24 protein-coding genes are annotated in these 26,426 nt (G+C 45.9%); 13 read left to right on the top strand and 11 right to left on the bottom strand.

The genetic code is table 11. From position 1 onward, the window contains the following. Nucleotides 1–50: 50 nt before the first annotated feature. The 4 genes from FDP09_RS07865 to FDP09_RS07880 form a co-directional block, all read right to left on the bottom strand. Nucleotides 51–809, bottom strand: a complete 759-nt coding sequence (locus tag FDP09_RS07865) for a hypothetical protein (protein WP_137402146.1) — start codon at nucleotides 807–809, stop codon at nucleotides 51–53. A 90-nt stretch (nucleotides 810–899) separates the two neighbouring features. Beyond that, on the bottom strand, nucleotides 900–1,658 hold the full coding sequence (locus FDP09_RS07870) for a hypothetical protein (protein ID WP_137402147.1): 759 nt from the start codon (nucleotides 1,656–1,658) through the stop codon (nucleotides 900–902). 57 nt (nucleotides 1,659–1,715) lie between these two features. Beyond that, entirely contained in the window at nucleotides 1,716–2,420 is a 705-nt protein-coding gene (locus FDP09_RS07875) for a hypothetical protein (protein WP_137402148.1), read from the bottom strand. Next, nucleotides 2,417–2,947: an RNA polymerase sigma factor gene (locus FDP09_RS07880; protein WP_137402149.1), complete on the bottom strand. Its 531-nt coding sequence runs from the start codon at nucleotides 2,945–2,947 to the stop codon at nucleotides 2,417–2,419. Before FDP09_RS07880 ends, FDP09_RS07875 begins: the two co-directional genes overlap by 4 nt. 426 nt (nucleotides 2,948–3,373) lie before the next feature. On the opposite strand from FDP09_RS07880, the gene FDP09_RS07885 reads away from it, so the two are divergent. Beyond that, nucleotides 3,374–4,483 carry a trans-sulfuration enzyme family protein gene (locus FDP09_RS07885; protein WP_137402150.1) on the top strand — a complete coding sequence of 370 codons (1,110 nt, stop codon included), beginning with the start codon at nucleotides 3,374–3,376 and terminating at the stop codon, nucleotides 4,481–4,483. Between the two features lie 303 nt (nucleotides 4,484–4,786). Here the strand turns inward: FDP09_RS07885 and FDP09_RS07890 are convergent, their stop codons facing one another. From FDP09_RS07890 to FDP09_RS07905, 4 genes are all read right to left on the bottom strand, one after another. Beyond that, nucleotides 4,787–6,325, bottom strand: coding sequence for a YifB family Mg chelatase-like AAA ATPase (locus FDP09_RS07890; RefSeq protein WP_137402151.1), 1,539 nt, complete (start codon nucleotides 6,323–6,325; stop codon nucleotides 4,787–4,789). Between the two features lie 89 nt (nucleotides 6,326–6,414). Continuing rightward, a complete protein-coding gene (locus FDP09_RS07895) occupies nucleotides 6,415–6,795 on the bottom strand; it encodes a hypothetical protein (protein WP_137402152.1) in 381 nt (126 codons plus the stop codon). Between the two features lie 32 nt (nucleotides 6,796–6,827). Continuing rightward, the gene (locus FDP09_RS07900; RefSeq protein WP_137402153.1) at nucleotides 6,828–8,663 is read right to left on the bottom strand and encodes an ABC transporter ATP-binding protein; all 1,836 of its coding nucleotides are present in this window, start codon (nucleotides 8,661–8,663) and stop codon (nucleotides 6,828–6,830) included. 50 nt (nucleotides 8,664–8,713) lie between these two features. Next, entirely contained in the window at nucleotides 8,714–10,393 is a 1,680-nt protein-coding gene (locus FDP09_RS07905) for a hypothetical protein (RefSeq protein ID WP_137402154.1), read from the bottom strand. Nucleotides 10,394–10,684: 291 nt separating this feature from the next. On the opposite strand from FDP09_RS07905, the gene FDP09_RS07910 reads away from it, so the two are divergent. The 10 genes from FDP09_RS07910 (at nucleotide 10,685) to FDP09_RS07955 (ending at nucleotide 19,969) form a co-directional block, all read left to right on the top strand. Beyond that, complete coding sequence (locus FDP09_RS07910; protein ID WP_015265566.1) at nucleotides 10,685–10,930, top strand: type B 50S ribosomal protein L31; 246 nt, start codon at nucleotides 10,685–10,687, stop codon at nucleotides 10,928–10,930. A 78-nt stretch (nucleotides 10,931–11,008) separates the two neighbouring features. After that, nucleotides 11,009–12,208, top strand: coding sequence for a GlmU family protein (locus tag FDP09_RS07915; protein ID WP_137402155.1), 1,200 nt, complete (start codon nucleotides 11,009–11,011; stop codon nucleotides 12,206–12,208). Nucleotides 12,209–12,223: 15 nt separating this feature from the next. After that, nucleotides 12,224–13,366 carry a DNA polymerase III subunit gene (locus FDP09_RS07920; RefSeq protein ID WP_137402156.1) on the top strand — a complete coding sequence of 381 codons (1,143 nt, stop codon included), beginning with the start codon at nucleotides 12,224–12,226 and terminating at the stop codon, nucleotides 13,364–13,366. Then, on the top strand, nucleotides 13,363–13,806 hold the full coding sequence (locus tag FDP09_RS07925; protein ID WP_137402157.1) for an ATP-dependent zinc protease family protein: 444 nt from the start codon (nucleotides 13,363–13,365) through the stop codon (nucleotides 13,804–13,806). Before FDP09_RS07920 ends, FDP09_RS07925 begins: the two co-directional genes overlap by 4 nt. Beyond that, nucleotides 13,803–14,711 carry a 30S ribosomal protein S6--L-glutamate ligase gene (rimK, locus tag FDP09_RS07930; protein ID WP_137402158.1) on the top strand — a complete coding sequence of 303 codons (909 nt, stop codon included), beginning with the start codon at nucleotides 13,803–13,805 and terminating at the stop codon, nucleotides 14,709–14,711. The genes FDP09_RS07925 and rimK overlap by 4 nt, the downstream gene beginning before the upstream one ends. After that, the gene (gene hemC / locus FDP09_RS07935) at nucleotides 14,711–15,646 is read left to right on the top strand and encodes a hydroxymethylbilane synthase (protein ID WP_187328821.1); all 936 of its coding nucleotides are present in this window, start codon (nucleotides 14,711–14,713) and stop codon (nucleotides 15,644–15,646) included. The genes rimK and hemC overlap by 1 nt, the downstream gene beginning before the upstream one ends. Before the next feature lies 1 nt (nucleotide 15,647). Next, nucleotides 15,648–16,493 (top strand): peptidylprolyl isomerase, encoded by an 846-nt coding sequence (locus FDP09_RS07940; RefSeq protein ID WP_137402160.1) that lies wholly within the window; start codon nucleotides 15,648–15,650, stop codon nucleotides 16,491–16,493. Continuing rightward, nucleotides 16,471–17,403, top strand: coding sequence for an SDR family oxidoreductase (locus tag FDP09_RS07945; protein WP_137402161.1), 933 nt, complete (start codon nucleotides 16,471–16,473; stop codon nucleotides 17,401–17,403). Before FDP09_RS07940 ends, FDP09_RS07945 begins: the two co-directional genes overlap by 23 nt. A 253-nt stretch (nucleotides 17,404–17,656) precedes the next feature. After that, nucleotides 17,657–19,279 (top strand): alanine/glycine:cation symporter family protein, encoded by a 1,623-nt coding sequence (locus FDP09_RS07950; protein ID WP_137402162.1) that lies wholly within the window; start codon nucleotides 17,657–17,659, stop codon nucleotides 19,277–19,279. Nucleotides 19,280–19,378: 99 nt separating this feature from the next. After that, nucleotides 19,379–19,969, top strand: coding sequence for a porin family protein (locus FDP09_RS07955; RefSeq protein WP_137402163.1), 591 nt, complete (start codon nucleotides 19,379–19,381; stop codon nucleotides 19,967–19,969). Nucleotides 19,970–20,091: 122 nt separating this feature from the next. Here the strand turns inward: FDP09_RS07955 and FDP09_RS07960 are convergent, their stop codons facing one another. Next, nucleotides 20,092–20,658 (bottom strand): helix-turn-helix domain-containing protein, encoded by a 567-nt coding sequence (locus tag FDP09_RS07960; protein ID WP_137402164.1) that lies wholly within the window; start codon nucleotides 20,656–20,658, stop codon nucleotides 20,092–20,094. Nucleotides 20,659–20,830: 172 nt separating this feature from the next. Between FDP09_RS07960 and FDP09_RS07965 the strand changes: the two genes are divergently transcribed. Then, nucleotides 20,831–22,804 (top strand): alpha-ketoacid dehydrogenase subunit alpha/beta, encoded by a 1,974-nt coding sequence (locus FDP09_RS07965; RefSeq protein ID WP_187328822.1) that lies wholly within the window; start codon nucleotides 20,831–20,833, stop codon nucleotides 22,802–22,804. 7 nt (nucleotides 22,805–22,811) lie between these two features. Here the strand turns inward: FDP09_RS07965 and FDP09_RS07970 are convergent, their stop codons facing one another. Both FDP09_RS07970 and FDP09_RS07975 read right to left on the bottom strand, forming a co-directional pair. After that, nucleotides 22,812–23,609 (bottom strand): MOSC domain-containing protein, encoded by a 798-nt coding sequence (locus FDP09_RS07970; protein ID WP_137402166.1) that lies wholly within the window; start codon nucleotides 23,607–23,609, stop codon nucleotides 22,812–22,814. A gap of 104 nt (nucleotides 23,610–23,713) precedes the next feature. Next, a complete protein-coding gene (locus tag FDP09_RS07975) occupies nucleotides 23,714–23,944 on the bottom strand; it encodes a hypothetical protein (protein WP_137402167.1) in 231 nt (76 codons plus the stop codon). Between the two features lie 489 nt (nucleotides 23,945–24,433). Between FDP09_RS07975 and dnaK the strand changes: the two genes are divergently transcribed. Continuing rightward, entirely contained in the window at nucleotides 24,434–26,368 is a 1,935-nt protein-coding gene (gene dnaK / locus FDP09_RS07980; protein ID WP_137402168.1) for a molecular chaperone DnaK, read from the top strand. Nucleotides 26,369–26,426: the final 58 nt, after the last annotated feature.

Consider the following 26,426-nt stretch of genomic DNA (forward strand, 5'->3'; position numbering starts at 1 on the left):
CCAGTCTCCTTTTTTACGCTATAATAAAAAACAGGTGTTTTTTTGATAGGTCAGTAATATATGTATTCAGTCATTCCGGTATAGGCAAAATTCCAATATTGGTCGTAATTTCTGACTTCGATAAGTTGTCCGGATGCATTGTATTCGTATTGGGTAGCGTCCCCCTTTTCTCTGCCTGTACCAGAAGTTTCCCGGGCTTCCAGTAAGCCATCATCCCGATACCTGTACTGATAATATTCAAATATTTCGCCGTTTTCTAGGACCCAATGTTCCTCGGATATCCGTCCGTTTTCATACACGTAGCGGTATTTTTCGGTGTTTTCTTCATAACCGAACCGCCATTCCGTTTTTCCACCATCAGCATTATAGATATAGCTGTACCTATACGCTTCTTTAGCATCCTCGGATGCTTTGTAAACGTCCTCTCGAAGCCCGTCATCAGAAAAAATACTTGTCAAAGAAGAAGTCCATTCAAACACTCCAGCCTCATAAGTGAAAAATAGATTTTCTATCGCCCTATCCTTCTCATCAAACTTGAAAATATTGATGCTCAGCGTATCTTCATCCTTAGGAGACATTCGGACTCGAAGGACATTGTTACCGCGGGCATCATAGTAGCGATATGTGTAGCCTGTGAGGGGCGTTAGATGATTGGTGCGGGATGCTTTGATTTTACCGTTGGGCGTATATAGCTCCTCATCCAGCACCGATAATGCCTCATGGGTTGGTGCTGCAGGGGTAGGGTCAGGATCATTGGTGCACGAAACCAAGGACAAAAAACATACAGCCATGATTAGTGAGCGCTTCATAAGTAGTTGATTATGAGTGTTAATGTACGTTTTTCAGGTGTTTTTTGCAATTAACTTGGCGGTCGCCTGATTCCAAAAGAATCCTTTGGGTTACCAAAACCTTATCCCCACCACCGGATAAAAGGTGTTCAGGTTATCAGTGGCTACCACGCCGGCCTGGATGTACAGGTGATTACTGATCCGGTGCCTATAGATGGCCCTGAGGGTAGTTCCCTTAAACAGCTCACTGGGATGGCTATTGAGTAAATAACCAATTTGGATGGTTTGTTCATTATTGACGATGTTGCTCCCCTTGTTCCAGGAGAATTCCCCATTGATAAACCAATTGCTCATTACATCGATTTTTCCTTCTACTTTTTGTGGAAAATAGACGGTATTGGTAATGGCCGCGCCAATACTGTATCCGGGAAGTCCAAGGTGGGCCCGGAATCCCACTTCCGGAGTAAAGTCTCCCCGTGTAAAATCCAGCCCAACAGGAATGCCCAGTTCGATACTCTCGACATGCCTTCCGTATTTACGGTCAATTTTGCTTTTTACATTTTGAAGGCTTGTAGTGCTATAATTATTGGCTAATCGATATGCCACTTTTTCAAATTCAGGGAATCGGGTAGCACGTTTGATGAGCGGTGTCAATGCTGCTTGCAAAGAATCGGTAGGTAGCTCTTCATCATTATAATAGAATATCAACTGGCCTTCATTGGGCAAATTGAATTGCAGGGTATCGGTGATGGGCCATTGTGTATCCAGCCATTTTTGTTGGTTTTTGGATAGGCTGTTTTCTACTTCCTGTGCAAAGCAGATGGATGTCGTTAGCGTCACGAAAACGGTAATTATGATTAATTTATACATGATTCATCGTTTTAAAAGGTTCATATGTTGGAATTAGGAAGGCCAAACGAATGGAACCTATTTTTCTGAGGAAAGCCTGAGCACCAATTTCCCAGGTGACTTGGCTACCTGATGCAGTTTGGGTTGTTGCCGAGCTGTGTTGGGAGCATAATCGGTTTTTAGTTTTATGCGGTCATTGATTCCCCAGGAGATGTTTACCTGATGGAAGGATTTGGCCGGTTTTAAGGTGTCTTGACTCATGGTGTTTTCTGCCAATGCACCCGAACCTTTATCGGGGGAGATGGCAGGTAAAATTGGCATATGGAGTTGTGGTACGTCTGATCGGTCCAATGACACAGGCGGTATATGGATATTGACTGGTTCTTTTGCTGACATTACCGTTGGTGTTGGAGATCCCGCTTCCTCCTTATGCGAAGTAGGCTTTTGGGGCATAGTTGTCTTCCATGGGATGTCTTGTGAGGAAATCGAGGTGACCAGGTATTCGTGCTGGATCGGTGCTTTTTTGTCCATAAGGAGGACGACCATCATCAGCCCTATTCCGGCAATGGCAGCTGCCATTCCTGTCCACTTCCACCATGCCATTCGCACTCGCGCTTGCTCGAGTTGGGCTTCGACGGCTGGCCAAACATTTTTACCGGGATGATGCTCCGGAAGGTTTGCTGCTTCCCTTTTGAGTTGTGCATCCACCTCCAATGTTGACCTCAGGGCCTCCCAGCTGTTGCTGTTTGGCAGGTGGTCAGGTAAGTTTAATCGCTTTTTCATGCCTTCATAAGTTTATTTAGTTTCCCACGAAGTAGCTTTTTGGCGTAAGAAAGCTGGGACTTGGAAGTGTTTTCCGAGATGGATAGCAATTTGGCACATTCGGAGTGTTTAAATCCCTCCACCTCGATCAGTAAAAAGACACCCCTGCATCCTGCCGGCAAATCCCTGATTGCGATATCCAATAATTGTCCGTCAATCCAACCGTCAAGGGGAGTGTGATCCGGTAATTCGGCAACTTGGTCCAGTGGAGTGAATAGCATTCGGGTTTTGGCCAACTTGATGGCCTTTCTGATGGCTATCCGCTTCATCCAGAATCCTAGCGTAGATTCACCGCGGAATTTCTTGATCCCCTTGAATATTTCGATAAATGCCTCTTGAAGGGCATCATGAGCCATGTCTTCTTCGTTCAGAATCCTGAAGACAGAAGAATACAGCGCTACCTTGTACCGTTCAAAAAGCTCAAACTGGGCTTTTCGGTCTTGTTTGGTACATCGCTCGATTAGATCTTTCTCAAAAATTGATTTCATTTTATTTGGCTTCCTGTATAAAAGAGGCTGCTAATGGGCAAAAGGTTGGAAAGCGGCTGAATAATTTGCCTGAAGCCCAACTTGGACTGTGTTTTGTTTATTTTTTTGTAAGCGCTTATCTTCTAAATGTTCATCATAATTGGTTGGTGAAATCGATATTAATCCGCCATGGCTAGCCCTTTTCAGCATCCATCCATTGCCTAGAAGTAACGGCATTTTAAATCGAGATCAGGTGGTTTAATATTTGATCTTAACGGAAAATGCATTGATGAACAGTCCCTCTGTGATGAGGTACAGCCTCCGGAATTTGTGAGGAAGAGATGCTTTCAATAAACCTAGTTAATTTCAACTTCCTGTGAGCAAATCATGGTTGCTCTTGGGGATTGCCTTTATAATTTCCCTATTTTTATGTTAAAATCATAGTCTATGAAATTCGAAACATTAGCAATTCACGGAGGTGAAGAGATTACGGGGCCGCATAAGCCGGTGGTGCAGCCGATTACAATGTCCACGACTTTTGAGCATCATGAAGGCTCCCTGATCTATTCCCGGGCCAATAATCCCAACCGGATGGCACTGGAAAAATTGTTGGCTGACTTGGAAATGGGAAAGGCAGCAGCAGCTTTTTCATCCGGGAATGCCGCTGGAATGGCCATTTTTCAGGCATTGCCGCTGGGAAGTCATATGGTGGCTCCGTCCGATATGTACCATGGGCTCAAAAAGCAACTGGTAGAGTTGTTTAAGGATAGGCTGGAAGTGACATTTACCGACCTAAGTGATCCTGAAAACCTTGAAAAGGCCTTGCAGCCCAACACCGAGTTGCTTTGGATAGAAACGCCCTCCAATCCCATGCTGAAGATCAGTGATATTAAGGTCCTCAGTGATATGGCCAAGGACAATGAGGTCAGGGTGGTCTGTGACAATACCTTTGCTACACCCGTATTCCAAAATCCCCTGCAGCTAGGGGCTGACATGGTAATGCACAGTGCTACCAAGTACTTTGGCGGGCACAGTGATGTTTTGGGCGGTGCCTTGGTCACCAAAGTGGTGGATGACTTCTGGCAGGATGTGGTGAATGTCCAACAGACGGGAGGAGCTGTTTTGTCTCCTTTTGACTGTTATATGCTTATTCGTAGCATCAAGACGCTTGCTTACCGGATGAAAGGGCATGCTGAGCATGCTGGCATGATCGCATCGTTTTTGGACCAGCACCCACAGGTGGAGAATGTTTTTTATCCAGGATTGACCAATCATCCTAGCCATGAAGTAGCCAAAAAGCAAATGACTGGTTTTGGAGGGATTCTTTCCTTTCTGGTAAAAGGCAATCCTAACGATGCCGATAAATTAATATCAAATCTAAAATATTACACGAATGCTACGAGCCTTGGAGGGGTGGAAAGCCTCATTGAAAGAAGGGCTGCAGTGGAAGGTCCTAACACCAAAACACCCCAAAACCTGATTCGCCTTTCCGTAGGACTGGAGCACTTGGATGACTTACTTTCCGATCTGGATCAAGCTTTTCAAACAATTGGCTAAACCGTCTTAAATTCAAAAGACCATTCGCTTAGGCGAATGGTCTAATGGTATTACTGACTTTTAATAATCGAAAAAGTGTGTTGAACAAGTTGGATTGTTTTAATGTAAATGGGTGATCACAACTTTTGCTAGCAAAGTAACACATAAGTTTTGCTTTAAGCAAAAATTACCACTATAAAAAGTACAATAAATCCCATAAAAATAATTCAATATAAATATTCGAATTTTTGATGTACCAACATTGAATTTTTATTGAAATTTTTTAGTGAAAATATTCAATTTCTAATCTCTTACAGTTGATACTCAGCCGGCCCAGCCTTCTCTGTCCAAGCTGCGGTATTGAATAGCTTCCGCCAAATGCTCCACTTTGATGTTTTCGGAATCAGACAGGTCTGCGATGGTTCTGGCCACTTTCAGGATTCTGTCGTATGCCCTGGCAGAGAGTCCTAGTCTTTCCATAGCGGTTTTTAAGAGGGTTTTTCCGGCCTCGTTTATTTCGCACACTTCCTTGACCATATGTGAGGGCATCATGGCATTGCAATAGATTTCCTTATGCTCCTTAAACCGCTCCACTTGTCGGTCCCTGCCACTGACCACACGTTCACGGATGACATTGCTTTTTTCTGCTTTTCTAGTGGAAGTCATCTCGTCAAATTTTACAGGGGTGACTTCCACATGAAGGTCAATTCGATCGAGTAAAGGGCCGCTTACTTTGTTTAGATAGCGCTGTACCACTCCGGGGCCGCAGACACATTCTTTTTCGGGGTGATTGTAATAGCCGCATGGGCAGGGGTTCATGCTGGCGATCAGCATGAAGTTGGCAGGGTAGTCCACCGATACTTTTGCACGGCTGATAGAAACCCTTCTTTCTTCGAGCGGCTGTCGCATGACTTCAAGCACTGTCCGTTTGAATTCCGGCAATTCATCCAAAAACAATACCCCATTATGCGCCAAAGATATTTCACCCGGCTGGGGATTGCCTCCGCCACCGACCAAGGCTACGTCGCTGATGGTATGGTGGGGCGAGCGAAAGGGGCGCTGGGCAATCAGTGATGCTTCCCTCCCGAGCCTTCCGGCTACAGAGTGAATCTTGGTGGTCTCGAGGGCTTCCTGTAGGGTCAGGGGAGGCAGGATAGAAGGGAGCCGTTTGGCCAGCATGGTTTTGCCTGCACCGGGAGGCCCCACCATGATGACATTGTGTCCTCCGGCGGCAGCGATTTCCATCGCCCTTTTGATGTTTTCTTGGCCTTGCACATCTGCAAAATCAAATTCATAATCTTCTAAGGAATTATAAAATACATCCCTTGTATCTGTTACCATCGGGGTGATCTCCAATTCCCCCTCCAAAAAGCCAATTGCCTGCTCCAAGTTTTCGACACCGATGACGTCCAGATTGTTGACGATAGAGGCTTCTGCGGCATTGGGCTGGGGTAGAATGATGCCCTTGAACCCTTTTTTTCTCGCTTCGATGGCGATGGGCAGGACGCCCTTGATGGGTCGCAGCTGGCCGTCGAGGGAGAGCTCGCCCATGATGACATATTCTTCAAGTTCGGCAAATTCCACTTGCTCGGAAGCTTTGAGTATTCCCATGGCGATGGGGAGGTCATAAGCAGACCCTTCTTTACGAATGTCTGCAGGTGCCAGGTTAATGACTACTTTCTGACGTGGCATCCTGTATCCGAAATATTTCAATGCAGATTCTACCCGCTGCTGGCTTTCCTTCACAGCACTGTCCGGTAGGCCTACCATGTAAAAACTGGTTCCCTGTCCGACGTTTACCTCTATGGTGATCAGGATGGCATCTACTCCAGAAACTGTACTACCATACGTTTTTGCTACCATTTTTAGTTAAATTCTACTTCCATAAAAAAAGGAAATCTCCGTAGAGATTTCCTGTTAAGCTCATTTTATATTCCCCTTTTTGGGCATCTTTATTTGATGTTTTGTCTAGGCTTGATACCAGAGCCATCTGTTTCATCTTCTTGGCTTGGACCTGTAGAGGGCGGAATAGTGCCTCCTACTGGTTTTGATTTTGCTTTCTGCTCATGGTCATAAAGCCTGGCTTTTAACTTGTCGTTTTCCCCTTCTAGTTTTCTGATCTTTTTTCCCATGCTGCTCGTGTACATGGACACCATCATCCAAGTGATCAGATAGAGAACAAAGCCAGCAAGAAGCCAAATGACCACTTTTCCAGCGGTGAGTTCTTGGATCCCAAAGCCGTTTTTAATGCTGTCGAAAACCAGAAAGAACACCAGTGCTACTCCAAAAAAAAGTGCTACCAAAAGCTGAAATACACTTGATACCTTTTTCATAAATTTAAAATTAAGATTTGTTATCCAATATACTAAACTGATTGCATAGTGGAAAGTTTCTTATACAATCCTTCTTTACTTATTAACGCTTCATGCGTACCTCTCTCGACTATTTCGCCATTTTGGACCACAAGAATTTCGTCCGCATGTTGGATGGTGCTCAGGCGGTGGGCGATTACCAGGGTGGTCCTGTTGCTCATCAAGTTGGTCAGCGCTTCCTGCACGAGTCGCTCGGATTCGGAGTCCAGTGCTGAGGTGGCCTCGTCCAAGATCAGGATGGGAGGGTTTTTCAGTACTGCGCGGGCAATGCTCAACCGCTGGCGTTGTCCGCCGGAAAGTTTGCTGCCTCGCTCGCCAATATTGGTTTGATAGCCATTCTCTAATTGCGCGATAAATCCATGTGCATTAGCGATCTTGGCGGCTTCTACCACCGAGGCTTCAGAAACCTCAGATAGGCCAAAAGCAATATTGTTGAAAATGGTGTCATTGAACAAAATGGATTCTTGGGTGACAATACCGATGAGTTTACGTAAATCGTCTATGGCAAATTCCCTAATATCAGTGTCGTCTAATTTCACCTTCCCAGCAGTGGGGTCATAAAAACGGGGTACAAGGTCTGCAATAGTGGATTTTCCTCCTCCGGAAGGCCCCACTAAGGCGATAGTTTTGCCCTTTTGAAGTGAGAATTCGATGCCTTTTAACACCAGTGGCCCCTGGTCATAGCCGAAATCCACTTGGCTAAAGGAAATCGTGGATCCAAATTTTTGAAGGCTTTTGGGACGGGCTGGATCCTGAATGGCAGGTGCCGTATCCACTACCTTAAAGATCCTGTCCGCAGAGGCAAGGCCTCTTTGGACCGCTCCCATGGCCCTTGATATTTCTTTGGCGGGATTGAGAACTTGCGTAAATAGGATAATGTAGGCGAGAAATTCACTGGCCGAAAGATCAGAGGCGTTGTTGAGTACCAAGCTGCCCCCATATAGCAGAATGCCCGCTACCACAAATACGCCCAAAAACTGTGAAATCGGAGAGGCCAATTCATTTCTCTTGGCCATGGAAACATTGATTTTGGAGTATTTGTCGGTCTCTTTGTCAAATTTGTCATATACATATCCCGTGGCGCTGAAAGCCTTTACCACACGCATTCCGCCAATGGTCTCGTCCAGGATGTTTACGATGCGCCCGAGGGATTCTTGGCTTTGGACAGCTTTCTTTTTGAGCCTTTTGGTAATGCCCCCAATGATCGCCCCTGAGATCGGAATGATCAGGATGGTAAAAAGGGTGAGCTTTACCGACATAAAGAAAAGGGCACCAAAATATAAGATGATCGTGACAGGTTCCCTAAATACCACCCGCAGGGATTGGACGACACTGTTTTCCACTTCTTGCACATCATTTGTCATCTTGGACATCAGGTCACCTTTACGTTCATTGGTGAAATAGCCAATATGCATGCGGCTTACCTGATCAAAGATGTGCATGCGCATTTTTTTGATCACATCCGCTTTGACTTTTGCCAATAATACGCCTGCCAAATAGGTGAAAAGGTTGGATAGGAATACAGAAACCACGATGATGATGCATACATACACCAAGGTTCCGAACTTCCCATAAGTTTCCGCTACCTGCATGAAATAATAGTTGAACAGGTGCATGAAATACTCAATGGTAAATGAAAATTCAGGCTTAGAGGCATAGCGCTGTAGTTCAGCTGGATCGACTTGCTCGAAGATGACATCAAACAATGGCTTCAGCAAGGTGAAATTAAGCAAGCCAAAAATGATAGCCAGCAAGGCGTAGACCACATATAGTGGGAAATACCTTCTGTAAGGACGGGCGTATGCTAATATTCTTAAATAGGTTTTCATCTAGATCATTATCGATTAGTCCCTGCCGATAGGGTACTGATAAAACGGGGTCAATAATTATAGGCTTCTCTGGCGATATTGAGCCGCAAAGACAAGTGGGAGTAATTACTGACTTCTGGCGCATCCAAGCCCTCAGCTGTGTGCCTTCTGTAGCTATGTCCAAGATCAATAAATAAATTGTGCTTCAGCATGTATGAAGCAACGATATTCCCCATGAGCAGTTTGTTTTCCACTCCTTGCCCAATTTGATGTCCATATAGGCCCAGCCCGTCTTCTCCCTCAAGCCTGTTTTTCAATAAATCGCCTCCCATATTGGTAGCCTCATCAGGATCGGTTCCATATATATGGTATATACCTGTAAAATTAAGGGAAAGTTTTGGAATTGGCTGATAACGGAGAATCCCAATTGCCTCTCGGAAGTTGGCACCGCGTGGATGGGCGATGGGGGTGCGGTAGTGGGTATAAGCTTGATGGTCAAATTTCTCCTGATAGGTATAAGGCCGGGCTTGATTATATTCCAATTGCAAGTCCAAGTTTTTGATTTGGAATACATTGATGTATTTGTAGCCAAGTTGCAGCCCGTGTTTGTTGCGTTTGGAATTTTTGCCGTCCACGCCAAAAAACTCTCCAAAGACAAATTCATCCAAGGCAAACTGTCCATATAGCTGCATGGCATGGGCAAAATTCCATTTGAAGTCTGTTCCCAGCATTACCTTATCTGGCGTTCCCAGCTGATGCTCTACCCAGCGGTAAAAAATCACAGGGTTGAGGTAGGTCCAGTCGGCTTGGTTCGCCATGACAGATTCGAAGATGCCAATGTTCAGTTTTTTGCCGATATTCATGCCCAACCGGTGCAGCGAAAACCATTTTTTGGGGTAGCGGCCGTCTTCTGGCCTGTTACGGCTGTTCAGGAAAATGTCGGCCGTCATTTGCGCCCACATGGTTGTGTACTGCAATTTCCAAACATTCACGTTCAACTTGAAGAACATGTAGGGGTTTGAAAAGTCAGAAAGGATCATGGAGCGGTAACCCTCCCCGACAAAGTTCCGGTCATGGCCCATCTGGGCATCGATGTGCTTGGAGACCTTAAAGGTAAAATATCCCCTTGCAGCAAAGTAGCTGTACCCATGATCGCCGTACCGCTTCCAGAACCCTTGCCCTGGCACTGCACCATTGTGTTCGGTATAGTCTTCTACCCAAGTGGGGAAAATGACTTCGTTACTGGTCAGGTAGGTGTAGAAACCTACTTTCCTGTCGATACTTCCCCTAAGGGTAATGCCACGCGTGTTTCTGAAATTAGTGCTTTCTGCGCCAGACTCCGTGCCGCCGCGAAAATAGATCACCGGATTTATATGGACGTCAAAATCCTTATCCCTGTGATAATAAAAGTCTGAGGGTCTTTTGTATATTTTTTTCCAGAGTGGCTTTTGGGAAAGAGCGGTCTCTTCTTCCACAAATTCCCAGTTGTCATTTCTTAAGTAACGAAAATTGAATTCGTCCACTTTTCCCATGGCTACCTGGTCCACTTCATCCAGGAAACCGGCCACATTATCCCTTCTGAGAGGCTTGAAACCTGTAGGGTAATGGGGGACAAACTCCCCCCTGAGTATCTCATAGCGGTCCAGCAAGTGATAGTACGCCCTATTATAAGGTATCAGCGCACTCTGGGCGACACAGATATCCAAAGCACCGCATAGAAATCCCATGGCCAGTAAAAACTTCCTTAACATGTCGTGTAATTGATTTACGTCAAACTCGGTTTCAGCCCCAAAACTTAGGACAATATTCCCTTCTGGCCATAAAACTACATTATTTTTTGATCAGAAAAAGATAGGGCGGCAAAGGGAAAACGTCGGACGACTGGCATTTTCTTGATTTTTTTCGCAATTTTGCAGATAAATAGTGCGCTGACAACCTTTGGGTTAAATAATTCATTGATAAACATTTGGAGGCTTTTATAAAAAAGAATAACTTTGTGCCTCCATTTGAAAAAGCGACATTTAATATAAATAGGGATTACCATGAAAAAAGACATTCATCCAAACTACAGAGAGGTTGTTTTCTATGACACTTCCAGTGAATATAAGTTTTTGACCAAGTCCACGATCGAAACTGACGAGACGATCACTTGGGAAGATGGAAACGAATATCCTCTTTATAAGGTGGAAGTGAGCTCTAACTCACACCCTTTCTATACCGGTAAGAAAATGCTTCTTGATACTGCCGGTCGTGTGGAGAAATTCAACAGAAGATACAAGAAGAAATAATTCATTTCTTTGTAGCAAAAGCAACTTTAAAAAGTCTCTTGGAAATTGTATTCCAAGAGACTTTTCTATTTTTGTAGCATGGAGCAAGTTACATTATTTGATGACCCTGCCTATAGAGGGTCGCTGTTACCGTTTACTTTTACTCGGCCAGTGGCTGAGATCAGGGTGGGCATCTTGAAAATCCGTGAGAAATGGGAGAAATATTTGGATGCTACAGCCGGTTTTATGACGCTGGATTACCTGCAGGAGAAGTTTCCCCCTTTGGCAAACAGCAGGCTTTTTATCAATGGCGGGCTCTGTCCTGATCAAGGGTTGGTCACGGCAATCAAAACCTTGGAAAAAGGGGAGTACCTCTACAAGGATAATATTTTGCTGGCGGCTTTTCCAGAAGATCCTTCATCCTTTAGCATGGATACCGCTAAGGAGAAGGGAGCATTGAAGACATATGAGGGGGAGATTACGTTGATTCACCGCAATTGGCATATATTCCAGTTTAATGCACTGGAGCTGAGGAAGGATTTTGTCTTGCTTACCACCAATCGTACATCAGCAGGCATCAATGACTCCCACACGATAGCTTATAATCCGGCGATGATTTTCGTGGAGGAAGGAGCGAAGATCAGGGCGGCAGTGCTCAATGCCGAAGATGGGCCGATCTACATAGGGAAAAACGCAGAAGTTCAGGAAGGCGCATTGATCAAGGGGCCTTTTGCACTTTGCGAAGGGTCCACCGTAAATATGGGCGGAAAAATGCGCGGAGACAGCACCATTGGCCCGTTCTCAAAAGTAGGTGGGGAAGTGTCCAATTCCGTGATATTTGGTTATAGTAACAAAGGGCACGATGGCTTTATCGGCAATACCGTGATCGGAGAATGGTGCAATTTCGGGGCAGATACCAATATTTCCAATTTGAAAAACAACTATGCTCCTGTCAAGGTTTGGGACTATACCAAAGGGAGTTTTGTCAATACAGGCCTGCAGTTTTGCGGTTTAATGATGGGAGACCACTCCAAGACGGGGATCAATACCATGTTTAACACCGGTACAGTGGTGGGCGTAGGGGCCAATGTGTTTGGAGCTGGATTTCCAAGGACATTTGTCCCGTCCTTTTCATGGGGAGGAGAAGGCAGAAGTACTTTTCAGATGGACAAATTTGAAGAGACTGCGGCAAAGGTGATGGAGAGAAGAGGGGTGGCATTAGACCAAAAAGAAAAATCCATTTTGGATAAAGTGTTTGATTTGACCAAAGCATACCGCATTTGGGACAAGGAAGTATAAGCAAAATCGCTAACAATGTTATTTTCGTCCATACCAGGCTTGCAAGAAACCAAACAGCGCCTCATCCAAGCCATAAACAATAATCACCTCGCCCATGCGCTGCTGTTTCATGGTCCGGAGGGAGCTGCCAACCTTAAGATGGCCCTGGCCCTGGCGGCCTATGTAAACTGTGAAGACAAAGGGCCTGAAGATGCCTGTGGGGTTTGTAGTTCGTGTCAAAAAATGGCAAAACTCGTCCATCCGGATTTAAGCTTTACTTTTCCACTGCCCGGAAACCTGATCAAGGAAGACGACGATAAGAATAAGAAGGTGGATGTTTTGGCGCCGTGGAGGGAGTTTGTGCTCACCAGGCCGTACAGTAACCTCCAAGATTGGATATATCATAACGGCTTCGAAAAGAAGCAGCTGAACATTTCCAAGGCAGCGGCCAAGCAGATCATCCAAACGGTATCCCTCAAATCCTTTGAAGGCGGATATAAGATGATCTTGGTGTGGATGCCTGAATATATGCATACCGCAGCGGCCAATGCGCTGCTGAAAGTGCTGGAAGAGCCGCCGGAGAAGACGCTTTTTCTTATGGTCGCCCACCAGCCTGAGCAACTGCTGACCACCATTCTTTCGCGGACCCAAAAAGTACTGGTGAGGGCTTTTTCCGATGAGGAAGTAAAAGACCATCTCATCAATGAGGGACTCTGCTCCCGTGAAGGGGCCTTACAGGTGGCGCCACTGGCCAATGGTAATATGAGAGAGGCCTATCGGTTGGTAGATCAGGTAATCGATGAAAATACATCAAAGTTTAGGGATTGGATGAGAATTTGCTTTACCTTGGATATCAATAATATTATGGCGCTGGCGGAAGGTTTCCAAGGAGCGGACAAGGAAGGGCAAAAAGCGTTATTTCTGACCGGTCTGAACATTCTCAGAGAGAGCCTGTTAAAGAGAAGCCAGCTGGAAGAGCTGATGAGGACAGCACCTGCTGACAGGGAATTTGTGGAGAATTTTAGCCTGAAGGCCCTTACAGAGGAAAAAATCCTCAATATCTACCGATTATTGAACGCCGCACATTACCATTTAGAAAGAAATGCCAACGCGAAGATTTTATTTGCAGACCTTTCTTTTGACATGGCCAAAGTACTTCGCAAAAAAGAAACCGCATGAAAAAACATGTTATCGGCCGAAGGGAAAAGATCAGCTTGCCTGATTGGGGCTTGATCATGATTTCTGCCAAAGTGGATACGGGGGCCTATACCAATGCCATCCACTGTGAATGGGTGGAGGAAACAGAAGAGGATGGGCAGGTGGTACTGGCATTTAAGCTTTTGGAGCCTGAGCACCGCTTGTATTCCGGTAAGGTCATCAAAGTCAAGACCTATACCCAAAAGAAGGTGAAAAACTCTTTTGGAAATGCAGAGCTGAGGTACAAGGTCACCACCAAGGTCGTGATGTTTGATGAAGCGTTTGATGTAGAATTCACGCTTTCTGATCGGTCAAGGATGCGCAATGCGATCTTGTTGGGCAGAAAGATGCTTCGCGGTAGATTTTTAGTTGACGTCGATCAGACAAACTTATCCAAAAAACATAAAGTAGCTAAGCAATGAGAATAGCCGTACTTTCCCGAAATCCAAATCTTTATTCCACACGTAGGTTACGTGAGGCCATCATCGATGCAGGCCATGAGGCGCTGATCATAGACCACTCACTTTGTGACTTGGTGATCGAACAAGAAGGGCCATCCATCTTTTACAGGGGCGAAAAGCTGTCCGATATCGATGCGATCATTCCGAGAATTGGAGCATCTGTGACATTTTATGGGACGGCCGTGGTTCGTCAGTTTGAGCTGATGGGCGTCATTTCTGCTGTGGAGTCACAGGCAATTGTGCGGAGCAGGGATAAGTTGCGCAGCTTACAGATCCTCTCCCGTGAAGGATTGGGGATGCCCAAGACGGCCTTTACCAATTTTTCCAAAGGTGGCGAGAAGCAGCTCATCGACCAAGTGGGAGGGGCTCCGCTGATCATCAAGCTGTTGGAAGGCACGCAGGGATTGGGGGTAGTGCTGGCCGAGACACGGAAAGCTGGCCAGTCCGTAATCGAGGCCTTTCACGGGCTGAAGGCACGTATCATTGTGCAGGAGTTTATCAAAGAAGCCAAAGGGGCCGATATCCGGGCCTTTGTCGTAAATGGCAAAGTCGTGGGAGCGATGAAGCGCCAAGGCGAGGAGGGGGAATTCCGCTCCAACCTGCACCGAGGAGGAAAAGCGACCGTCATAAAGCTGTCCGCTTCAGAGCGAAAAGCTGCCTTAGGAGCTGCAAAGGCACTTGGGCTGGCCGTAGCCGGGGTGGATATGCTTCAGTCCTCTCGAGGACCATTGATCTTGGAGGTGAACAGTTCGCCGGGCTTGGAAGGCATCGAAAAGGCAACAGGAGTGAATATCGCAGGCAAGATCATTCAATACATTGAGGAAACTGCCTATAAAAAATTATCGAAAAGAAAAATCAAAGAATAATGCAGCCTATACGGATAGGAACACGGGGCAGTAAGCTTGCCCTTTTTCAGGCACATCATATTGCTGACTTACTTCAGGCCCAGGGCCTGCAAACCGAAATCGTCACCATCACCACGAAGGGGGATAAGATCCTGGATGTGGCGATCTCCAAAATTGGAAGCAAAGGGGTGTTTACCGAAGAGCTAGAGGAGCAGCTTGCCAGTGGAGAGGTGGATATTGCTGTCCACAGTGCCAAGGATATGCCTTCTTCATTGCCTGAGGGATTTGAACTCATATCATTTACCAAACGGGAAAAAGTCAATGACATCATTTTGAGCCACCATGAGGACATTGACTATAAAAATCCCCATAAACCCTTGCTATTGGGGACTTCATCTACCAGAAGAGTGGCTACACTCAAGCACTATTATCCTCATATAAAAACGGTGGAAGTACGTGGAAACCTCCAGACACGTATACAAAAGATGGAGTCAGGAGCCTGTGATGCCTTGCTTTTAGCCTATGCGGGTGCGCACCGAATGGGCTATGATGACCTGATCCGCCATGAGCTTTCGCTAGATGAGTTTACGCCAGCGGTTGGCCAGGGCAGTATTGCTGTGGAAGCCTGCGATAGACTGGATGCCGACCTTAGAAAACAGATCGTGGCCGCCACACATCACACCGAAACCGGCTATCGCCTGCGTGCAGAAAGAAGCTTTTTGAAAATCCTTGAAGGGGGGTGCAGCATTCCGGTTTTTTGCCTTGCCACGTACCGGTCTGGGCAAGTGGAGATGACTGGAGGAGTGGTCAGTTTGAATGGCAAAGAACGTATTCAACACCAGGTTTCGGGGCCTGCAGAGGAGGCCGAAAAGGTAGGGAGGAGCTTGGCCGAAAAGGTGATCCAGTCAGGTGGTGATCGCATTTTGAAAGATATTAAACGGCAACTTAACAACTAACATGAAGAAGTATTCCCTTGGACTGCTCATAATGCTGTCCTTGTTGATGTCCTGTTCATCCCAAAAGGATTCATTGATTAAAATCCACACCCGGTACGGTGATATTTATGCGATTCTTTATGACGAGACGCCCAAGCATAAAGAGAACTTCATCAAGTTGGCCGAGGCGGGACGTTTTGACAGTACAGAGTTTCACCGAGTCATCGATAATTTTATGGTCCAAGCAGGTGATGTCTTCACCAAGGAGGGCCTCCCTGAGGAAGAATGGTACACCATTCCTGCCGAATTGGACAAGGGCTATCTCCACGAGAAGGGGGCCATTGCAGCGGCACGCAAATCGGATCATGTCAATCCGGAAAAGCGATCAAGCGGATGCCAGTTTTACATTGTGGAGGGCAGGAAATACAGCGAGGAGGAGTTGACCACTAATGTCAAAAAGCTTCAGAAGGAGTTTATGAAATACATCTCCCTTGAAAGCCAGCGTGCACTTGCGGAGCAGTATGTAAAGCTGTATGAGGACGGGAGGTACGAGGAGATGACTCAGCTGATGTTGTCAAAAAAGGAAGAGATGGAGGACTTTTTACATGTCAACTTGTCAAAGGAAATGGATGAGGCAGCCATTGAGACATTTACGACAGTCGGGGGAACCCCCCATTTGGATGAAGGAGGTTATACCGTTTTTGGCAAAGTGATCAAAGGAATGGATGTCGTGGATAAGATTTCTTCGGAAAAGACCGCCGCCATGGACAGGCCAGTTGATCCGGTGTATATTACGGTGGAAGTAGAAAAGGTACCCAAAAGGAAAATTACTAAAGAATACGGCTTTGAATACTCAGAAGATAAATAAACCGAATCTATTGATCACCGGTGCAAACGGCCTGCTGGGGCAGAAGTTGGTCAAGCGTCTGCTGGAAAAGGGGGATTTCAATGTGATTGCAACAGGCCGAGGCGCCTGTAGATTGCCAGGTGAATGGAAGGGCTTTTCCTATGCTTCCATGGACATTACCGACAAGGACAATGTCCTGGATATCTTTCAGGAGTATAAACCTGATGTCGTGATCCATGGTGCTGCTATGACCAACGTGGACGAGTGTGAGACGTCCCAAGAGGCTTGTTATCAGCAGAATGTGGCAGCGGTAGGAAATATTGTTGTGGCTGCGGAGCAGTGTCATAGCTTTTTGGTACATGTTTCCACTGACTTTATCTTTGATGGAGAGGCAGGGCCATATGCAGAGGATGCGATACCGAACCCTATCAATTATTATGGGGAAAGCAAGTTGCAGGCGGAGGCACTGATACAGCAATCGTCACTCAACTGGGGTATTGCCAGGACTGTATTGGTATATGGGATATCCCATGACATGAGCCGCTCCAATATAGTGCTTTGGGTCAAGAAGTCACTAGAGGATGGGAAAGAACTGCAGCTGGTGGATGATCAATGGAGGACTCCTACATTGGCAGAGGACTTGGCCGAGGGCTGTATTCTAATGGCCGAGCAGCGCGCAAAGGGTGTTTATAACATTTCTGGAGACGAACTCCTGACGCCATATGATATGGCTATCCAGACAGCTGAATTCTTTAAATTGGACAAAACCAAGATCAACAAAACGGATTCCAGTGCTTTTCGCCAGACAGCAAAAAGACCCATGAAAACAGGGTTTATCATTCAAAAAGCTAAACATGAGTTGAATTTTAAACCAAAAAGTTTTACAGAAGGAATTGAAATTCTAGCAAAACAGCTTAATTTAGCCAATTGAAAAAAAGAACATTCATCAGAATAAATCCAATTTTGCCTCTTTACCTTATGGCTTTTACCCCCAATATCGATTGTTTCCTTTGTATTAACGGCTGCGTTCCCAACGAGGAAAGGTGGGGTTCGGCGTTATAACCCGGCTCCCAATGGAAGGATGGAGAAGTAAACAAGTCAGGTAACCAGTAGTGTTGGAGTGAGTAAGGTGAAGGTTCGTGTGTTAAATGGCTTAAGTATTCCAATCAAATAAAAAACATATCATGTATAGAAAACTTCTATCCTTCTTGATTTTTCTTTTTCCCATGTCTCTTCTGGCACAGGAGACTGCTCCAGCTGAAGAATTGAGTTTTGGACAAAGAATTGACCGATCATTCCAGCCATTAGCGGATGCATGGGAGGGCTTAGTGCTTTATCCAATTCCTATTGCCGGTTACGACATTCCCATTGTGTTGATCCTGCTTGTTTCAGGGGCTACATTTTTTACGATTTACTTTGCAGTACCGGGGATTACCAAAATGCCCCTTTCAATCAATACGGTAAGAGGGAAATATGATGACTTAGAAAGAAATTATAAGGATCCCGAAAATCCAGATGTGATTCCTGACGAAGCCAAAGGTGGCGAGGTGAGTCACTTCCAGGCGTTGGCTACGGCCGTTTCGGGAACGGTAGGTTTAGGAAATATCGCTGGTGTGGCAGTAGCCATTGCCTTGGGCGGACCTGGTGCGACCTTTTGGATGATTATCTGTGGTTTGTTAGGGATGAGTACCAAATTTGTGGAATGTACCCTTGGGGTAAAATACAGGGATATAGAAGATGACGGCACCGTCCACGGTGGGCCGATGTATTACCTTTCGCGTGGTCTTGGCCATGACTTGAAAAAAGGCCGTTTGGGGCAGTTTTTAGGAGGGCTTTTCGCGGTGCTTTGTGTAGGGGCTTCCTTTGGTGGGGGCAATGCCTTCCAGTCCAATCAAGCCTCCTCCCAATTGGCAAACCTGTTGGGGATCAATTTCCAAACCAATGGTTTTTGGATCGGGGTTGTCTTGGCGGTGCTTGTGGCAATTGTCATTATCGGCGGTATCAAGAGAATCGCTACCATTACCGAGAAAGTGGTGCCAATTATGGCTGCTGTATATGTGTTGGCGTCCTTGATTATTTTGGGGGCACATTATGATTATGTCGATGATGCCATTGGGCTGATCATCGAAGGAGCATTTACTCCAATGGCCGGTTTGGGCGGCATGCTTGGTGTGCTGATCGTGGGATTCCAACGGGCCGCATTCTCCAACGAAGCAGGAGCAGGTTCTGCAGCGATTGCCCACTCTGCTGTAAAGACCAAGTTTCCAGCAAGTGAAGGAGTGGTAGCACTATTGGAGCCACTGATCGATACGGTAATCGTTTGTACCATGACCGCTTTGGTGATTATCTTCTTTAATATCGATGGAGGATTGAACAATGTAGAGAGTATCTTTAACTACGGTGGAGACGGAAGTGGTAATGTGGTCCTTAAAGATTCTGGAGCATCTATCGGAGGAGTGGAACTGACCACTATGGCTTATGACTCAGTGATTCCCCATTTCTCTTATGTGCTGACAGTGGCCATCATTTTGTTTGCATTTTCCACAATGATCTCTTGGTCTTATTATGGCCTTCAGTCTTGGAAGTTTTTATTTGGAAGAAGTAAGGCGGCTGACTTGACCTATAAGCTGCTTTTCATCGCGTTTATCATCATTGGGGCTTCTACGACGCTAAATGCCGTGGTGAAATTCTCCGATGCCATGATCCTTGCTTTGGTTTTTCCGAACATGATCGGGCTTTTCTTCCTGTTTCCTAAAGTGAAACTTGAACTTAAAAGATATTTGGCCGCTATAAAAACACAAAAATAGGGGCTTTACCTACCAATATTTAGAAGGTTTTCCTATTGGCAAGGTATTTGAAATTAGGGTTTCTGTTAAGTAAGTGTTTATTTAAATTGTAACGGAGTAATGAAGAGATTTTGGATTTTCGTCATCGCCTTGCTGGGCTTGGGAACAGTTGCCAAAGCGCAGGATTTTAGCATAGGGCCCAAGCTGGGGATATCCCAAGGGAATATAAAAGTGGACGGAGAAGGATATGAAAGTGGTAGCGAAAAGCTGGGCTATCATGTGGGGGCTTTTGTGAGAATGGGAGGAAACTCACTTTATCTGCAGCCTGAGGTGTTATATGTGAATACCGGTGGAGAGATTAAAGAAACCCAGGGAACCGATGAGAGGTCTTATGAAGCGTCATTTAACCGCTTTGATGTCCCAATTATGGTAGGCTTTAAAATTGGAGATGTGTTCAGGGTTCAAGGTGGGCCAGTGGCCAGTTTCTTGCTCAATTCAAAATTTAAGGATAATATCGCTCCAGATCCTGAGCCAGAGTACAAAAATGCTACAGTGGGCTACCAAGCAGGTATCGGATTTGATATTGCCAATATGATCATTGACCTAAAATATGAGGGCTCTCTGAGCAATCAGGCCGAGAGCATTGCTGGATTTGATACCGATCAGCGGCAAAACCAGCTAATTGTCTCCTTGGGACTTCGGCTATTTTAACCAGACGCTAAAAATCACCACAAGGCGGCCCTATTGGAGCCGCCTTTTTTTGTCGGTTTTTTACCGACAGGACACCGTGTTTCCCTTGTACCCAGAAATATTGCGGGTTGCAATGAAATCGGTTACTTCAGCTGGTCTAAGCCGGAGCGAGGCTTTTGTTTGAGCTTTTTGTAGGCAGAGGGAGTCATGCCCGTGATTTTTTTGAATTGACCGGATAAATGCTGGACACTGCTGTACCCCAGTTTCCAGGCAATTTCGCTGAGTTGCAATTCTTGATTAAAGAGCAATTCTTTCGCTTTTTCAAGCTTGAGTTTTATAAAATACTTTTCTATGGTAATGCCTTCCTTACTGCTGAAGAGGTGGCTCATTTTGCTGTAATCTTCACCTATTTCCTTTGTCAGGTAGTTGGATAGACTCAAGGAGGCAGGGATTTCATCCTGTAGTACCAGTTCGTGCAGTTTGTTTTTGATCCGCTCGATGAGTCGATTGACAGGGGCTTGGATCAGCCCAAAGCCTAGTTTTTCCAAGTGGGTTTTTAAAGTATTTAGCTTGGACGGTTCAGGGAGGTTTTCCAGTGTTACCTTACCTAAATCCACTTTTTCAAAAGGTATATTTTGTTCCTTCAAAATACTTTCCACAGCCATGATGCATCGCGGACAGACCATGTTTTTTACCAATAATTCAGACATACTCCTTTAAACCGAATTTTGACGGCATAAGTTTGCCTTTTTGACCGTAAATGAGGATTAGGAAGTGTAAAAATATTGATGGTTGGGAAGACATATTTTAGTCCACTGTTGAAGAATTGAGGGGACTAGAGTAGCTTTGTTACAACTACACCGTAAGATTATGGCCCAAAACATGGTTTTTGACAGAAAGCACTTGAGCGATAGTGATCTGCTAGATTTTTACGAGCAGCTGCTCATGCCTCGGAAGATTGAAGAGAGAATGCTTCTCTTACTTCGTCAGGGTAAAATCTCCAAATGGTTCAGTGGCTGGGGACAGGAAGCTATCTCGACCGCTGCAGTTCTGGCCTTGAAAGAGGATGAATTTTTGCTTCCGATGCACCGCAATCTGGGTGTTTTTACGGGCAGGGGTGTTCCGCTGGATCAGTTGTTTGCCCAGTTTCAAGGAAAGGAGTCAGGCTTTACCAAAGGGCGTGACCGTTCATTCCATTTTGGGTCCATGTCGCATCATATTGTTGGGATGATTTCTCATTTGGGACCTCAACTGGCAGTGGCAGATGGGATCGCCTTGGCCAGTAAGCTGGGACAGGAAGGAAAGGCTACTTTGGTGTTTACGGGAGATGGTGCCACGTCTGAGGGCGACTTCCATGAGGCACTAAATGTAGCATCAGTCTGGCAGCTTCCGGTGATTTTTGTCATCGAACATAATGGTTATGGACTTTCTACACCCAGTGAGGAGCAGTTCCGCTTCGAACAATTCATCGATAAAGGGCCTGGCTATGGGATGGAGGCCGTAAAAGTAGATGGTAATAATGTTCTGGAGCTGTATCATAAGTTGACGGAGATTGCTGCAGATATACGGCAGCATCCGCGACCGTTTTTAGTGGAAGCCATGACTTACCGCATGAGAGGCCATGAGGAATCTTCAGGTACCAAGTACGTTCCAAAAGCTTATTTTGAAGCGGGAAGAAAATGTGACCCGGTGAGCAATTATGAAAGTTATTTGATAGAGATTGGTGTACTTCGCGAGGATGCCATAAAGGCTATCGGGCAGCGTATCACAACGCAGATCGAGAGCGGGCTTTCGGCAGCATTTTCTGCTGAATTTCCCGTGGCAGGGAAGGCAGAAGTGGAGGATGTGTATTGTCCACATGTGTCCGCTGCCAAGCCACCAAGTACTCCGGCTACCGCCGAAATGCGGTTGTTGGATGCGATAAGTGACGCATTGCGAATGGGTATGCGGAAGTTTCCGAACTTGGTGCTGATGGGTCAGGATATTGGGGCATACGGTGGGGCATTTAAAGTGACTGCAGGTTTGTTGGATGAGTTTGGTGCGGATAGGGTACGCAATACGCCACTTTGTGAAAGTGCGATTATCGGTACAGCACTGGGACTTTCCATAAGAGGATACAAGACGATAGTGGAAATGCAATTTGCAGATTTTGTGAGTTGCGGATTCAACCAAATCGTAAATAACCTCGCAAAGGTCCATTATCGCTGGGGACAGCATGCAGATGTGGTCATCCGTATGCCCACCGGAGCCGGTGTTGGGGCGGGGCCTTTTCACTCCCAATCAAATGAAGCCTGGTTTTTTCATACACCGGGGCTTAAAATCGTTTATCCGTCTTCCCCGCGGGATGCCAAAGGACTTCTGGCAGCGGCCATTGAAGATCCCAATCCATGCCTGTTTTTTGAGCACAAAGCGCTCTATCGCTCCATTGCGGGGCAGGTACCTGATGATTATTATACCATGGAAATAGGGAAAGCCAATTTTGTAAAGGAAGGTGATCAACTGACTGTGGTAACTTATGGGATGGGAGTGCATTGGGCGAAGAGAGCGATCGAGGAATACGATGTCAGCGCAGATGTGTTGGATTTGCGGACCCTATTGCCTTGGGACAAAGAAAGTGTAGCACATTCCGTAAAGAAAACCAATAAGGTGATTGTCCTCCATGAAGATTGCCTGAGCGGTGGTATTGGGGCAGAGATTGCCGCCTGGATCAGTGAGCACTGTTTTGAGTGGTTGGATGCACCAGTGATGCGTGAGGGGAGTTTGGATACTCCGGTTCCGTTTGCGGCTAACTTGGAAGCGGGCTTTCTGCCTGAGGAGCGTTTCCGGGAAAAGTTACTTGCGCTGTTGGCCTATTGATGAGAGTCTATTGGACGACGTTGACTGGGTCGCCTGTTTTTACCTCACCTTTTTCAAGTGCAATCAAATTTTGGCCAAAAAGTACTTTTTTGTCCCTTAGCCTATATTTGGAAAGTGTTTTCAAAGGTTCTTTGCCCTTTACTCCGGTTTGTTGGTCCACGGTGGTCATGACACAGCGGGCACAGGGTTTGGTGACTTGAAATAGGTGTTTTCCGATTTGAAGTCGTTTCCATCCATCTTCCTCAAAAGCCTCACATCCACTGATGACGATGTTCGGTCGGAAACGCTCCATGGGGACAGCCTGTTCCAAACGCTGATTGAGATCATCGAGAGAAGCTTGGCTGATCAGGAGATAAGGCATGGCATCGGCAAAACTAACAGTTTCGTCATTGACGGCATATTTTTCTTTGATCGACCGGGTAGTATTCTCCGGCATAAATACCAAGTGGCATGGAGTGGCCAGCATTTCCGAGAACCATTGGTCCACTTCGGGGTTTACGATCTGTCCTGATACCACATCGTCCCAGACGTTGACCTCCATAAATTGATCCGTTTCAGGAATGAAGGGGATGCTGATTTTTTGGTGGGGCTGCTGCTTGTGGTAGATCTCCAGCCCGTTTGCAGTGAGGTTTACTTGGAGAAGGGCCATAATCGGCAGGGAACGTTGGGTCATGAAGGTGCCTGCGTCATCGACGAGCATCCATCTTCTGTCCCACCTAAAACCTTTGGTAAGCATTTCTGCTTTTTCCAATCGAATTCCACCAAGGGATTTGATGGGGTAAATGTAAATGTCCTGTACTTGCATGTCGTGGTTTTAGTGCCCCAATTTAAACGTGTTTGTCATAGATTCAATTGATTTCACGGATAAATTACACGGGAGGACAAAATCTGTGTGGCTTGGGGTGGCCGCTAGTGATTGAAGGGGTATTTGATTAAATCATGGGGGTCTTCTGCAGGATTAGGGAAGCACTTGGATAGAATGTGCTCGGTTGGAGTGGTGGATACATTGGGTTGGGCATGGGTAATGTTGTTTTCGGAAAGGGATTCATCCTTCCATTCAGAGATGAAAAAAGAAACGATCATCCCTATGAGCAACACCAAGAGCCATCTTAACCGTTCTTTTTGTCTTGTCGTATTCATGCCAAAATTGATTTTATCGTTAGCAACTTACTTGTATTCCCCCCCTAAAAGTGTCCTGCCCGATTGCCAGTCGGCAAACATTCATGTTGTGTTCTAATAGATAGATGCACATTGAAGTGAAATGGTTGCATGAATTTCTTCATGTTCGATCTTTTTTTAAAAAAAATGTGATCAATAGGTGGCATAAAGGGATGAGTTGGCAAGAAAGGCAGGTACAGACCATGTGCCGTTTGGGGCTTGGGAGAATATGGCAGGTTGGAGACCAAGTTCAGTGGGGAAGGTTGGTATTCCAAAAAGGTGACAAGGATGCATGATTATGAGGGTGGCTTGGCAGAATTACGGGCTGCTGTGGAGGAGGTTTGTCATATTTGCTGCCAATCTGACACAGGCAAGGGCAAAAAAAGGCTTGGCACATGACTTGTTAAATATGTTTTCGAGTAAATAAGCGAATTAAGAAAACAAGAAATAAATTAAGAAATACAATTAGTTATGGGAAAAATTATTGGTATAGACTTGGGAACCACTAACTCCTGCGTAGCCGTGATGGAGGGTAACGAACCGGTGGTTATCCAAAACAGTGAGGGAAGAAGAACCACTCCTTCTATTGTGGCGTTTTTGGACAATGGAAACGGAGAGCGAAAAGTAGGTGATCCTGCCAAAAGACAAGCTATCACCAACCCAGCCAATACCATTTCTTCTGTGAAAAGGTTTATGGGTAAAAAATTCTCTGAGGTTTCTGATGAGAAAAAACATGCATCCTACAAAGTAGAGCAAGGAGCTAACGATACGGTAGCCGTAAAAATTGGCGACAGGAGTTATACTCCACAGGAGCTGTCTGCGATGATCCTTCAGAAAATGAAGTCCACTGCAGAGGACTTTTTGGGGCAGGAAGTGACCGAAGCGGTGATTACTGTTCCTGCTTACTTTAATGATGCGGAACGTCAAGCGACCAAAGAAGCTGGTCAAGTGGCCGGTCTGGAAGTGAAACGTATCATCAATGAGCCAACAGCTGCGGCCTTGGCCTATGGGATGGATAAGAAAGACCAGGATATGAAAATTGCGGTGTATGACCTTGGTGGTGGTACATTTGATATTTCGATCCTTGAGCTGGGCGATGGTGTATTTGAGGTGAAGTCAACCAACGGTGATGTGCACTTGGGTGGAGACGACTTTGACCAAGTGGTCATCAATTGGCTGGCAGATGAATTCAAGAGCGAAGAGGATATCGACCTGAAGCAAGATCCTATGGCCCTTCAGCGTCTGAAAGAAGCTGCTGAGAAAGCTAAAATCGAACTTTCCAGCTCATCTTCTACCGAAATTAACTTGCCGTATATTACCGCTACCCAAAGCGGTCCTAAGCACTTGGTGAGGAACCTTACCCGTGCGAAATTTGAGCAACTTTCCGAAGATTTGGTAAGACGTTCATTGGAGCCATGTAAGAAGGCACTTTCTGATGCAGGGCTTTCTGCTTCTGATATTGACGAGGTAATATTGGTAGGTGGATCTACACGTATTCCTAAAATCCAAGAAGAAGTAGAGAAGTTCTTTGGTAAGAAACCTTCCAAAGGGGTTAACCCTGATGAGGTGGTAGCGATTGGTGCGGCGATCCAAGGTGGTGTATTGACAGGAGAGGTGAAAGATGTGTTACTATTGGATGTGACGCCACTTTCTTTGGGTATCGAAACGATGGGCGGCGTGTCCACAAAACTGATCGAAGCAAATACCACGATTCCTTCCAAGAAGTCAGAAGTGTTCTCCACTGCAGCTGACAACCAGCCAGCCGTGGACATCCATGTCCTGCAAGGGGAGCGTCCATTGGCCAAGGACAACCGAAGCATCGGTAGGTTCCAATTGGCAGATATACCGCCAGCACCAAGAGGTGTACCTCAGATCGAAGTGACTTTCGATATTGATGCAAACGGTATCTTGCATGTGTCCGCTAAAGATAAAGGGACCGGCAAAGAGCAAAAAATCAAGATCGAAGCTTCTTCTGGGCTTTCCGAAGATGAAATCGAAAGAATGAAAAAAGAAGCTGAGGCAAATGCCGCTTCTGATAAAGAGGAAAAAGAGAAGATCGAAAAGCTTAACCAAGCGGACAGCCTGATCTTCCAGACAGAAAAGCAGCTGAAGGAATTTGGCGATAAGCTATCTGATGGTAATAAAACCAATATCAACGGTGCCTTGGAAAAACTGAAATCAGCTCATCAAGCACAGGATCTGGAAGCCATCACGCCTGCGATCGAAGAGCTTAACAAAGCTTGGGAGGCAGCATCTACAGAGATGTACAATGCTACTCAAGGTGCCGCTGGTGCCGAGGGAGCTGCTGGCGAAGGAGCTGGAGCATCTGCTGATGCTGGAGGCGAGTCTGGTGACGGTGTTTCTGATGTCGATTATGAAGAGGTAAACGAAGAAGATAAGAAATAATATTCTTCGGGACTTATACACGAAAGCATCTCGAGCAATCGAGGTGCTTTTTGTGTGT

The organism is Echinicola rosea, from assembly GCF_005281475.1.
GTDB classification, from domain to species: domain Bacteria; phylum Bacteroidota; class Bacteroidia; order Cytophagales; family Cyclobacteriaceae; genus Echinicola; species Echinicola rosea.